The following is an 11,698-nucleotide window of genomic DNA, read 5'->3' on the forward strand; positions in this document are numbered from 1 at the left end:
GATCACCCGCCATACTCCGCTCGCCCAGCCAACCCTTCCTTCAGGTAATCCACCAACTTGCGCACCTTCGGCGACAAATGCCGCTGCTGCGGATATAGCGCCCACACTGCGGTATTCGGCGGTTGATGGGCCTCAAGCAGCGAAACCAGCGCCCCGTTGTGCAAGTGCTCCAGCACGTAATAATCCGGCAACTGGCACAACCCGACCCCCTGCAACGCCGCATCCAACACCGCCTGCCCACTGTTGCAGCGCCAGTTTCCCTGCACCCTTTGGGAAAACTCGCGCCCATCCTGGGCCAACTGCCAAATATCCGAGCTGCCGATCAGGCAGTTATGCCGGCTCAGCTCCGACAAGCTATGTGGGCGTCCATACCGCTCCAGGTAGGACGGCGACGCGCACAGGTACATGCGCCGGGGTGCCAGGCGGCTGGCGACCATCCGCGAATCCTGCAGGCGGCCCAGGCGAATCGCCAGGTCCAGGCCTTCATGCACCAGGTCGAGCGGGCGATTGCTCAGTTCGATGTCCACCCGCAATTGCGGATACAGCCCCATGAAGCGGGTGACCAGCGGCACGATGAAGCGTTCGCCATAAGCCACGGCGCAGGTCATGCGCAACATGCCTTTGGGTTCGCTGGTCAGGTCGCCCACGGCGCGTAGGGCTTCTTCGCGCCCGTCTTGCAGGCGCTGGCAATGCTGTAGGAAGGTCTGCCCGGCCTCGGTCAGCGTCACGCGCCGGGTACTGCGATAGAGCAAGCGGGTTTGCAGGCGTTCTTCCAGGCGTGCCACCTGGCGGCTGATATGGGATGAGGACACGCCAAGGCGCTCGGCAGCGGCGGTGAATTGGCTGCATTCGGCCACGGCGACGAATTCATCGATGCCTTCCCAGCGGTTCTCCAGCATGTTGATTATCCCTGTGTAGCAATAATGTTTTGCTTTTGCCTGGATTATTAATCAGTGGGCCATGTTTTACACTGCCCGTCTCACTTTTCAAGCCCCTGGAGAAACCCGGATGATCAAGTCACGCGCCGCTGTCGCCTTTGAAGCCAAGAAACCGCTGGAGATCGTGGAAGTGGATGTCGCCATGCCCAAGGCTGGCGAAGTCCTGCTGCGGGTGGTCGCTTCCGGGGTTTGCCATACCGATGCCTACACCCTGTCGGGCGCGGATCCGGAAGGCATCTTCCCGTCGATCCTCGGCCACGAAGGCGGCGCAGTGGTCGAAGCGATTGGCGAGGGTGTGACCTCGGTAGCGGTGGGTGACCACGTGATCCCGCTCTACACCCCGGAATGCGGCAAGTGCAAATTCTGCCTGTCGGGCAAGACCAACCTGTGCCAGGCCATCCGTGCGACCCAGGGCAAAGGCCTGATGCCGGACGGCACTACGCGTTTTTCCTACAAGGGGCAGCCGATTTTCCACTACATGGGGACTTCGACCTTTTCCGAGTACACCGTGCTGCCGGAAATCTCCGTGGCCAAGATTCCTAAAGAAGCGCCGCTGGAAAAGGTCTGCCTGCTGGGCTGTGGTGTCACCACCGGGATCGGTGCAGTGATCAACACCGCCAAGGTCAAGCCGGGCGATACCGTGGCTATCTTCGGCCTGGGCGGGATTGGCTTGTCGGCTGTGATCGGTGCGGTGAAAGCCAAGGCCGGTCGTATCATCGCCATCGATATCAACCCGGCCAAGTTCGAGATCGCCAGGCAACTGGGCGCCACCGACTGCATCAACCCGAAAGACTACGATCGTCCGATCCAGGATGTGATTGTCGATTTGACCGACGGCGGCGTGGACTTTTCCTTCGAGTGCATCGGCAATGTACAGCTGATGCGCGCAGCGCTTGAGTGCTGCCACAAAGGCTGGGGCGAGTCGGTGATCATCGGTGTCGCCGGTGCCGGCCAGGAAATTGCCACCCGTCCGTTCCAACTGGTGACCGGCCGCGTCTGGCGCGGTTCGGCATTCGGTGGCGTGCGTGGCCGCAGCGAGTTGCCAAGCTACGTGGCGATGGCTCAGACCGGCGAAATCCCGTTGGATACCTTCATCACCCACACCATGGGCCTGGAAGATATCAATAAGGCGTTCGACCTGATGCATGAAGGCAAGAGCATTCGTACCGTCATTCATTTCTGAGGTCGGCCATGAGTCTGGAAAATCTGTCATGCCAGAAGAGTTTCGGCGGCTGGCACAAGCGTTACAAGCATCATTCCGAGGTGCTGGGCTGCGACATGACCTTCGCCGTCTACCTGCCGCCCCAGGCGGAGCAGGGCGGCAAGTTGCCGGTGTTGTACTGGCTGTCGGGGCTGACCTGCACCGATGAGAACTTCATGCAGAAGGCCGGCGCGCAACGCATGGCTGCCGAGTTGGGGTTGATCATCGTCGCGCCGGATACCAGCCCCCGTGGGCCGGGTGTGCCGGGTGACCCGGACAATGCCTGGGATTTTGGCCTGGGTGCCGGGTTCTACCTGAATGCCACGCAGGAACCTTGGAGCAAGCATTATCGGATGCATGATTATGTAGTGCAGGAATTGCCGGCATTGGTTGAGGCGCATTTCCCGGCTTCCGACAAACGCGGCATCAGTGGTCATTCCATGGGCGGCCACGGCGCACTGGTGTGTGCCTTGCGTAACCCGGGACGTTATCAGTCGGTGTCGGCATTTTCGCCGATCAATAACCCGATGGATTGCCCTTGGGGCCAAAAAGCCTTTTCTCGCTACCTGGGAGAAGAGCGCTCCAAGTGGCGCGAATGGGACGCCTGTGTGTTGATCAGCGAAGCCTCGGAAAAACTGCCATTGCTGGTGGATCAGGGCGATCGCGACGACTTCCTGGCCAACCAGCTCAAGCCCGAGGCCTTGCAGCAAGCTGCCAAGACTGCCGGCCACCCGCTGGAGTTACGCCTGCAACCGGGCTATGACCACAGCTACTTCTTTATCGCCAGCTTCATCGAGGACCACTTGCGTCATCATGGACGTGCTTTGCTCGGTTAATGTCCGGCAAAAGTAGGTAGAATCACGCCCTGAATTAAATCGGGGCGTTTTTTTATGCGTATTGGCCACGGCTATGATGTGCACCGTTTCGCCGAAGGCGACTTCATCACCCTGGGCGGCGTGCGTATTGCACACCACCATGGGTTGCTGGCTCATTCCGACGGCGACGTTGTGCTGCATGCCTTGAGCGATGCCTTGCTCGGCGCGGCGGCGTTGGGGGATATCGGCAAACACTTTCCGGACACTGACCCCACTTTCAAGGGCGCAGACAGCCGCGTGCTGCTGCGCCATGTGGTCGGCCTGATCCATGCCAAGGGCTGGAAGGTCGGCAATGTCGATAACACCATTGTTGCCCAGGCGCCGAAAATGGCCCCGCATATCGAATCGATGCGCGCACTGATTGCCGCTGACCTGCAAATAGAACTGGATCAAGTCAACGTGAAAGCCACCACTACCGAAAAACTCGGGTTTACCGGTCGTGAAGAGGGCATCGCGGTGCACTCCGTCGCTTTGTTGCTGCGCGCATGAACGAGGCGCAACTGTTGGGCCCGCGGGCCTATGGCGAGGCACTGGGCAGTGCGGTGCTCAAGGCGACTGCTGAAGACTTCCAGGTGGATGAAGTGCTGGATATCCCGCTGACCGGCGAGGGTGAACACCTGTGGTTATGGGTGGAAAAGCGCGGCCTGAACACCGAAGAGGCTGCGCGACGCATTGCCAAGGCTGCCGGCGTGCCTTTGCGCACGGTGAGCTATGCCGGCCTCAAGGATCGCCAGGCACTGACGCGCCAGTGGTTCAGCGTGCAGCTGCCGGGCAAGGCCGATCCAGACCTCAGTGGCGCGGAAAACGACACCCTGAAGATCCTCAAGACCGCCCGCCACAAACGCAAGTTGCAGCGTGGCGCGCATGCGGCCAACGGTTTTACCCTGCGCCTGACCCAACTGGCGGGCGACCAGGCTGCGATCGATGCGCGCCTGCAATTGATCGCCAAGCACGGTATCCCCAACTATTTCGGCTCCCAGCGCTTTGGCCATAACGGCGGCAACGTCGTCGATGCCCGCGACTGGGCGGCCCGCAAGGCGTTGCCGGAGCAGCGCAATGTGCGTTCGCGCCTGCTGTCGACGGCGCGCAGTTTTGTGTTCAATAAAGTGCTGGCGGCGCGGGTTGCCGATGGTTCGTGGCAGCAGGCCCAGGTCGGTGACCTGCTGGCATTCACCGACAGTCGCAGTTTCTTCCCGGCCGGGGAGGCGGAGTGCAGCGATCCACGCCTGGCGATCCTCGACCTGCATCCCACCGGCCCGCAATGGGGTGAAGGCGATTCGCCCGCCACTGGCGCCACTCATGAACTGGAGCAAGCCATCGCTGCGAGCGAAGCAGACCTGTGCGATTGGCTGGCCAAAGCCGGCATGAGCCAGGAACGTCGCATTCTGCGGCTGCCCATTGGCGGGTTGACGTGGCATTATCCCTCGCTGGACATTCTGCAATTGGAATTCGTCCTGCCGGCCGGATGCTTCGCCACTGTCTTGGTGCGCGAGCTTGTTGATCTGGTGCCGGTGGGGCAGACGGACAGCCCATGCGTATTCTGATATCTAACGACGACGGGGTCACCGCACCCGGCCTTGCCGCGCTTCATGCTGCGCTGGCGGATTACGCCGAGTGCGTGGTGGTTGCCCCGGACCAGGACAAAAGTGGCGCCAGCAGTTCGCTGACGCTCGACCGTCCTTTGCACCCGCAGACGCTGGCCAACGGCTTTATCAGCGTTAATGGCACGCCGACCGATTGCGTGCACCTGGCGATCAACAGCTTGCTGGCCGATGAGCCGGACCTGGTGGTTTCCGGGATCAACCTGGGCGCCAACCTGGGCGATGACGTGTTGTACTCCGGCACTGTGGCGGCGGCCCTTGAAGGGCGCTTCCTGGGACGCACGGCATTCGCCTTTTCGCTGGCGTCGCGGCAGGTGGATAACCTGGCGACCGCGGCGTATTTCGCGCGCAAGCTGGTCGAGGCCCACGGCACTCTGGTGTTGCCGCCGCGTACGGTGCTCAACGTCAATATCCCCAATCTGCCCCTGGACCATATTCGCGGCATCCAGTTGACCCGCCTGGGCCATCGCGCGCGCGCGGCGGCACCGTTGAAGGTGGTCGATCCGCGTGGCAGGGAGGGCTACTGGATTGCCGCAGCGGGCGACGCCGAGGATGGCGGGCCGGGCACGGACTTTCATGCGGTGATGCAAGGTTATGTTTCGATTACTCCGTTACAGCTTGATCGCACCTTCAATGATGCCTTCGGTGGTCTCGATCCCTGGCTGGAGGGGCTGCGCTGATGGCTCGTGAACAGGACGACCTGTTGCGCCGGGGCATCGGCATGACCTCTCAACGCACCCGTGAACGCTTGATCCAGCGGCTCTACGAAGAGGGCTTGTCCAACGCCCAGGTGTTGGAAGTCATCCGTCGAACCCCGCGCCATCTGTTTGTCGATGAGGCCCTGGCCCATCGCGCCTACGAAGACACCGCGTTGCCCATTGGCCATAACCAGACCATCTCCCAGCCCTATATGGTGGCGCGGATGAGCGAGCTGTTGTTGGCCGCGGGGCCATTGGACAAAGTGCTGGAAATTGGTACGGGCTCCGGCTACCAGACCGCTGTGCTCTCGCAATTGGTTGAGCGGGTGTTTTCCGTCGAGCGGATCAAGGTTCTGCAGGATCGGGCCAAGGAGCGCCTGGTGGAGCTGAACCTGCGCAACGTGGTCTTTCGCTGGGGCGACGGCTGGGAAGGCTGGCCGGCATTGGCGCCTTACAACGGTATTATCGTGACGGCCGTGGCCACCGATGTGCCCCAGGCGCTCCTCGACCAATTGGCTCCGGGCGGGCGCCTGGTGATTCCGGTGGGGGCGGGCGAAGTGCAACAGTTGATGTTGATCGTGCGTGAAGAAGAAGGCTTTTCCCGGCATGTTCTGGGGGCGGTGCGTTTCGTTCCGTTACTCAATGGCCCATTGGCCTGATCATTTATGACGGCATACTGAATTCTATCCTTGGGTATGTGTCTTACAGCGGGGTTCATTGAGTCAACATCAAGTTGGGTAGTTATTAAACGAGATGAATTTTTCGTTTCTACCTTGTTGCCGGTTAAAGTCCGGCAGCCAGTTATACTTGCAGCATATTTCAAGCCTGATACAGGCGTTCATGTTTCAGCCACCACAAAGGGAGCGGCGGGTGAGTCTCACAGTCATTGCGCAGCGTATGAGTAAAACGAGCTTTCAGCGACTGGTGATTGGCCTTGTCTTGAGTTCCTTGTTGGCCGCCTGCTCCAGCACGGGCAGCGGGGCGCGGGTCGTCGACCGCAATAATGCGGCACCGCAACGGCCTACAGTGACGACCGGGCAATACGTGGTGCGCAAGGGCGATACGATGTTCTCGATCGCCTTCCGGTATGGCTGGGACTACAAGGCGCTCGCCGCGCGTAACAACATTCCTGTGCCTTATACGATACATCCTGGGCAGACCATTCGCTTCGATGGCCGCACCGGTTCAACGCCTACGGCAGTTGTGACAAAATCCGGTTCCTCGCCTTCCTCTTCCAGCAAAACCACGGTCTTTACGCGCCCCGCCGGCACTGCTGCGCCGGCTGCTGCGAGCAAGCCGGCACCCGCGCCGTTGCCACCTGCCGGGCCTGCACCGAAGGGGTGGGGATGGCCCTCAAATGGCATCCTTATTGGGAAATTCTCCTCAAACGGTAGTTTGAATAAAGGCATTGATATCGCCGGGGATTTGGGACAGCCTGTTTTAGCTGCGTCTGATGGGACGGTTGTATACGCCGGGAGTGGTTTACGGGGCTACGGCGAATTAGTCATCATCAAACACAGCGATACCTACGTCAGTGCCTACGGTCATAACCGCAGGTTGTTGGTTCGGGAGGGGCAGCAGGTCAAAGTCGGACAGACAATTGCCGAAATGGGGTCAACTGGTACAGACCGGGTGAAACTGCACTTTGAGATTCGCCGCCAAGGGAAACCTGTAGATCCGCTGCAATTCCTACCCCGTCGTTGATGTGTTGCCAGCCTGTTCCCTCACGTAGAAGGAACAGGCTCCAGCGTTGCCAAGGATAAAGGCGTCGCTTGAGCTTGAGGTCGAACTCACCAAAGGACTATAACAATGGCTCTCAGTAAAGAAGCGCCGGAGTTTGACATCGACGATGAGGTTCTCCTTATGGAGACCGGCATCGGGACGGAATCGATGTCGAATGAGGGACCCGCTGTACCTTCAGTTCGCACCAAGTCCAAAAACTCCACAGCGTTAAAACAGCATAAGTATATTGACTACACCCGGGCGCTTGATGCGACCCAGTTGTACCTCAATGAAATCGGCTTTTCCCCCTTGCTCACTCCCGAAGAAGAAGTCTTTTTTGCGCGCTTGTCGCAGAAGGGCGATCCGGCTGGGCGCAAGCGCATGATTGAAAGCAACTTGCGACTGGTGGTGAAAATCGCCCGACGCTACGTCAATCGTGGGCTTTCCCTGTTGGACCTGATCGAAGAGGGCAACCTCGGCTTGATCCGGGCAGTCGAGAAGTTCGACCCTGAGCGGGGTTTCCGCTTCTCGACCTACGCGACATGGTGGATTCGCCAGACCATCGAGCGGGCAATCATGAATCAGACCCGGACCATCCGGTTGCCGATTCATGTCGTCAAGGAGCTTAACGTCTACCTGCGGGCAGCGCGTGAGCTTACCCAGAAACTTGATCATGAACCTTCGCCTGAAGAGATCGCCAACCTGCTGGAAAAACCAGTGGGCGAGGTCAAGCGCATGCTGGGTCTCAATGAGCGTGTGTCTTCGGTCGATGTCTCGCTGGGTCCGGATTCGGATAAAACCCTGCTGGACACCCTGACGGATGATCGTCCAACAGATCCTTGTGAGCTGTTGCAGGACGATGATCTGTCGCAAAGTATCGACCAGTGGCTTTCAGAGCTGACGGACAAGCAGCGTGAGGTGGTGATTCGCCGCTTCGGGCTGCGCGGCCATGAAAGCAGCACCCTGGAAGATGTTGGCCTGGAGATCGGCCTGACCCGTGAGCGGGTGCGGCAGATCCAGGTGGAGGGTCTCAAGCGCTTGCGGGAGATCCTGGAGAAGAATGGTCTGTCGAGCGAGTCGTTGTTTCAATAGCGACGCTTGACCCAATGTGGGAGCGGGCTTGCTCGCGAACGCGGAGTATCAGTCGACAGATGTACTGACTGATCCACCGCATTCGCGAGCAAGTCCGCTCCCACATTTTTTATGCTCGACCATAACGGTCGAATGGCAGGCATAAAAAAACCCCGCTTTTAAGGGCGGGGTTCTTTCGACTAAGTCAGTACAAGTTAGATAACTTGAACTTCTTCAGCTTGCATGCCTTTCTGACCGCGGGTAGCGATGAAAGAAACCTGTTGGCCTTCTTTCAGGCTTTTGAAGCCGTCGGATTGGATAGCTTTGAAGTGAACGAACAGGTCGTCACCGGATTGTGGAGTGATGAAGCCGAAGCCTTTTTCATCGTTGAACCACTTAACGGTACCAGTTTGGCGATTAGACATGGTGTATCTCCTTGGACAAAGTTAACTGCGACTCAGGAAAAGCCCTGGCCGAGACTGAGTGCAAAGAGCAGGAAAAATTCTTGGAGATGGTTGGATCGAAATTCAACATCGTGTAGAGATTCTCAGTGACACAAGCAGCACAGTGGCGCCACCTTAACCCTTTTTCCGGAACGTGCCAATGGTATTTCCGAAGGTTTCTCTATTTTCGTGACTGGCGGTGCCCTTTACAGGCCCGCGTGCCATCAATTCAGGGCCAGGGCCCGGTCTACACGGCTGACAGTGACCGGGCGCAACTTAATCAAGAAAAACCCCCGCGTCCTTTGAACCGCGAGGCCAGCCCCGGTAAGATGCCCAACAGAATTTTCCACCTCGCTATTCAGGACACCCGCCATGAGCATCAAATCGGACAAGTGGATTCGCCGCATGGCGCAAGAGCACGGCATGATCGAACCCTTCGTCGAGCGCCAGATGCGCGGTGAAGGCGCCGAACGCCTGATCTCGTTCGGGGTTTCCAGCTACGGCTACGATGTGCGTTGCGCCGATGAGTTCAAGGTCTTCACCAACATCAACTCGGCCACCGTCGATCCGAAAAACTTCGACGAGAAGAGCTTCGTCGATGTGAAGAGCGACGTGTGCATCATCCCGCCAAACTCCTTTGCCCTGGCGCGCACTGTCGAGTTCTTCCGTATTCCGCGCAACGTCCTGACCATCTGCCTGGGCAAGAGCACCTACGCGCGCTGCGGCATCATCGTCAACGTGACGCCGCTTGAGCCGGAATGGGAAGGCCACGTGACCCTGGAGTTCTCCAACACCACCACCTTGCCCGCCAAGATCTACGCCAATGAAGGTGTGGCGCAGATGCTGTTCTTCGAATCCGATGAAGAGTGCGAAGTGTCCTATAAGGACCGTGGCGGCAAGTACCAGGGCCAGCGCGGCGTCACTCTGCCACGCACCTGATAGAAACGTCTTACAGATCAAGGGAATTTGTCAGCGGGCAGGCACTCTATTGGGTGTACTGCCTCGGCGCGTGCACAGCGCGCCGAGCCACGCTTGAGGAGTACCCTATGAAGATCGACCCGCGAATCAGCGCCGAACTTGCCCGGCTGGAACCCAATCAGATTGGTGTTCTGGCCTGGTCCCTGATGGCCGACCCCGCCGCCGGCGGCATTCCAGGCCAGCCAGACCCCGACACCCCGGAACAACCCTCCGAACCTGGCGTTCCGACCCTGCCGGACGAGCCTCCTCCCGCACCTGTGGCCTGACGCCTACACGTGTCCCGTCAGAAACTGTTGCAGCCGCTCGCTTTTCGGGTTGCCCAGCACGTCTTCCGGTGCGCCATGCTCCTCCACCAGGCCTTGGTGCAAAAACAGCACCTGGCTCGATACCTTGCGTGCAAAGCTCATCTCGTGGGTCACCATGATCATGGTCCGCCCCTCTTCAGCCAAGCCCTGGATCACCTTCAGCACTTCGCCGACCAATTCCGGGTCCAGGGCTGAGGTCGGCTCGTCGAACAGCATCACTTCCGGCTCCATTGCCAGGGCGCGGGCGATAGCCACCCGCTGCTGCTGGCCACCCGAGAGGAACGCTGGATACTGGTCGGCCACCCGTGCGGCCAACCCCACCTTGTCCAGATAGCGCCGGGCACGCGCCTCGGCGTCCTTTTTGCTGCACCCCAAGACCCGGCGCGGGGCCATGGTGATGTTTTCCAGCACGCTCATATGGCTCCACAGGTTGAAGTGCTGGAACACCATCGCCAGACGGGTGCGCAGGCGCTGCAGCTCATCTTCGTCGGCCACGCGCATGCCGTTGCGGTCGCTGACCATGCGGATTGGCTGGCCGTCGAGGCTCATGGCACCGTCATTGGGTTGTTCAAGGAAGTTGATGCAACGCAAGAAGGTGCTTTTCCCCGAGCCGCTGGCGCCGATCAGGCTGATCACATCACCGCTTTTGGCCTTGAGCGAAACACCTTTGAGCACTTCATGGTCGCCATAGCTTTTATGCAGGCCTTCAACGGTCAGTTTGTACATGGGGCGTGCATCCTCAAGGCGATAGTAAATAGCCGCTGCGATAGGGCGTAAGCCCGGCGATATGGGCAATGACCATGCCGGCCGTGGCCATGCGCCGCAACGATCGGGCATACATCAGGCCGGCGTGGCGGTTGTGAATGGGGGTGACGCGGTCGTGAATGGGGTCGATGACCTCGGCGACCAACTGCCCGGCTTCCAGGTATTCCCCTGGCAATGCGTGGAACACCAGCAGGCCACCCTCCGGGGTGGCTACCGGCTCGACGGCGGCCAGTGGCGTGGCGGGGTAGGGCAGGTCGGGCAGCGGGGCAGGCTCGCCGCTGATGGCGCCGAACTGGATCAGGTAGTCGATGATCGCCTGGCAGTCGAGGCTGGCCAGGCCGTGATTGACATCGCCCTGGCCGCGTAACTCCAGGGTCACGGAAAAGCTGCCGAGGGGAATCTCGAAGCGTTCGCCAAAACGTTGCTGCAACTGCCACCAGAGCAGGGTGAAACACTCATCGAAGGATTGCCCGCCGGAGTCGGTGGCCAACAGGCTGGCTTCGGCGCCGATGTAGCGGGCCAACGGCTCGACCTGGGGCCAGGCCTCGGGTGTGGTGTACAGATGGGCGACGGCTTCGAAGTCGCAATGCAGGTCCAGCACCATATCGGCATCACAGGCCAGGCGTTGCAGCACCAGGCGCTGGGATTGCAGTTGCGTGACCGGTGCATGGCGGTCGAGAGCCTGGCGCAGGCTGTCGCGGATCAATGCGACGTTAAGCCTTGGATCATCCCCCAGCAGGCCTTCGACCTGGTTGCCGACCTCTTCGCTGAGGTCGATAAACAGGCGATTGAAGTTCTGCCCGCTCTCCAGTTCGTAGCGGCCCAGGGGAATATCCATCAGCACCTGCTCCAGGCCCACCGGGTTGGCCACGGGCACCAGCACGATTTCGCTGCGCAGGCGCCCGGCGGCCGCCAGCTCTGCCAGGCGGGTCTTCAAGTGCCAGGCCACCAGCATGCCCGGCAGTTCATCGGCGTGCAGCGAGGATTGGATGTAGATTTTGCCTTCGGCCTGCTCGGGCCCGAAATGGAAGCTGTGGATCTGCCGTGCCGTGCCCGGCACGGGCGCCAGGAGGGGATAAATCTGTTGCCGCATAGGGGCTC

At 60.0% G+C, this 11,698-nt stretch carries 14 protein-coding genes; 10 read left to right on the forward strand and 4 right to left on the reverse strand.

What is annotated here, in order from left to right:
- Positions 1–2: 2 nt before the first annotated feature.
- Positions 3–899 (reverse strand): LysR substrate-binding domain-containing protein, encoded by an 897-nt coding sequence (locus BFQ03_RS13820; RefSeq protein ID WP_032858147.1) that lies wholly within the window; start codon positions 897–899, stop codon positions 3–5.
- 109 nt (positions 900–1,008) lie between these two features.
- On the opposite strand from BFQ03_RS13820, the gene BFQ03_RS13825 reads away from it, so the two are divergent.
- The 8 genes from BFQ03_RS13825 to rpoS all read left to right on the forward strand — a co-directional run bounded on the left by BFQ03_RS13825 (position 1,009) and on the right by rpoS (position 8,127).
- On the forward strand, positions 1,009–2,121 hold the full coding sequence (locus BFQ03_RS13825; protein WP_032858146.1) for an S-(hydroxymethyl)glutathione dehydrogenase/class III alcohol dehydrogenase: 1,113 nt from the start codon (positions 1,009–1,011) through the stop codon (positions 2,119–2,121).
- Between the two features lie 8 nt (positions 2,122–2,129).
- Positions 2,130–2,975 carry an S-formylglutathione hydrolase gene (gene fghA, locus BFQ03_RS13830; RefSeq protein WP_065943349.1) on the forward strand — a complete coding sequence of 282 codons (846 nt, stop codon included), beginning with the start codon at positions 2,130–2,132 and terminating at the stop codon, positions 2,973–2,975.
- Between the two features lie 54 nt (positions 2,976–3,029).
- Positions 3,030–3,503 carry a 2-C-methyl-D-erythritol 2,4-cyclodiphosphate synthase gene (gene ispF / locus BFQ03_RS13835; RefSeq protein WP_012722614.1) on the forward strand — a complete coding sequence of 158 codons (474 nt, stop codon included), beginning with the start codon at positions 3,030–3,032 and terminating at the stop codon, positions 3,501–3,503.
- Positions 3,500–4,558, forward strand: coding sequence for a tRNA pseudouridine(13) synthase TruD (gene truD, locus BFQ03_RS13840; protein ID WP_065943350.1), 1,059 nt, complete (start codon positions 3,500–3,502; stop codon positions 4,556–4,558). Before ispF ends, truD begins: the two co-directional genes overlap by 4 nt.
- Entirely contained in the window at positions 4,546–5,295 is a 750-nt protein-coding gene (gene surE / locus BFQ03_RS13845) for a 5'/3'-nucleotidase SurE (protein ID WP_029297237.1), read from the forward strand. The genes truD and surE overlap by 13 nt, the downstream gene beginning before the upstream one ends.
- A 41-nt stretch (positions 5,296–5,336) precedes the next feature.
- Positions 5,337–5,972: a protein-L-isoaspartate(D-aspartate) O-methyltransferase gene (locus tag BFQ03_RS13850; protein WP_175403901.1), complete on the forward strand. Its 636-nt coding sequence runs from the start codon at positions 5,337–5,339 to the stop codon at positions 5,970–5,972.
- A gap of 211 nt (positions 5,973–6,183) precedes the next feature.
- Positions 6,184–7,017 (forward strand): peptidoglycan DD-metalloendopeptidase family protein, encoded by an 834-nt coding sequence (locus BFQ03_RS13855; protein WP_032858339.1) that lies wholly within the window; start codon positions 6,184–6,186, stop codon positions 7,015–7,017.
- Positions 7,018–7,122: 105 nt separating this feature from the next.
- The gene (gene rpoS, locus BFQ03_RS13860; RefSeq protein ID WP_032858137.1) at positions 7,123–8,127 is read left to right on the forward strand and encodes an RNA polymerase sigma factor RpoS; all 1,005 of its coding nucleotides are present in this window, start codon (positions 7,123–7,125) and stop codon (positions 8,125–8,127) included.
- A 194-nt stretch (positions 8,128–8,321) separates the two neighbouring features.
- Here rpoS and BFQ03_RS13865 read toward each other — a convergent pair whose 3' ends face one another.
- Positions 8,322–8,531: a cold-shock protein gene (locus BFQ03_RS13865; RefSeq protein ID WP_002554837.1), complete on the reverse strand. Its 210-nt coding sequence runs from the start codon at positions 8,529–8,531 to the stop codon at positions 8,322–8,324.
- A 390-nt stretch (positions 8,532–8,921) separates the two neighbouring features.
- On the opposite strand from BFQ03_RS13865, the gene dcd reads away from it, so the two are divergent.
- Both dcd and BFQ03_RS13875 read left to right on the forward strand, forming a co-directional pair.
- Positions 8,922–9,488 (forward strand): dCTP deaminase, encoded by a 567-nt coding sequence (gene dcd, locus BFQ03_RS13870; protein WP_003219273.1) that lies wholly within the window; start codon positions 8,922–8,924, stop codon positions 9,486–9,488.
- A gap of 107 nt (positions 9,489–9,595) precedes the next feature.
- Positions 9,596–9,793 carry a hypothetical protein gene (locus BFQ03_RS13875; RefSeq protein ID WP_032858134.1) on the forward strand — a complete coding sequence of 66 codons (198 nt, stop codon included), beginning with the start codon at positions 9,596–9,598 and terminating at the stop codon, positions 9,791–9,793.
- Between the two features lie 3 nt (positions 9,794–9,796).
- Here BFQ03_RS13875 and BFQ03_RS13880 read toward each other — a convergent pair whose 3' ends face one another.
- Both BFQ03_RS13880 and BFQ03_RS13885 read right to left on the reverse strand, forming a co-directional pair.
- Entirely contained in the window at positions 9,797–10,558 is a 762-nt protein-coding gene (locus BFQ03_RS13880; RefSeq protein WP_032858133.1) for an ABC transporter ATP-binding protein, read from the reverse strand.
- Between the two features lie 13 nt (positions 10,559–10,571).
- A complete protein-coding gene (locus BFQ03_RS13885) occupies positions 10,572–11,690 on the reverse strand; it encodes a succinylglutamate desuccinylase/aspartoacylase family protein (protein ID WP_065943352.1) in 1,119 nt (372 codons plus the stop codon).
- Positions 11,691–11,698 lie beyond the last annotated feature (8 nt).

It is taken from the genome of Pseudomonas sp. 25 R 14, assembly GCF_900004755.1.
GTDB lineage: Bacteria > Pseudomonadota > Gammaproteobacteria > Pseudomonadales > Pseudomonadaceae > Aquipseudomonas > Aquipseudomonas brenneri.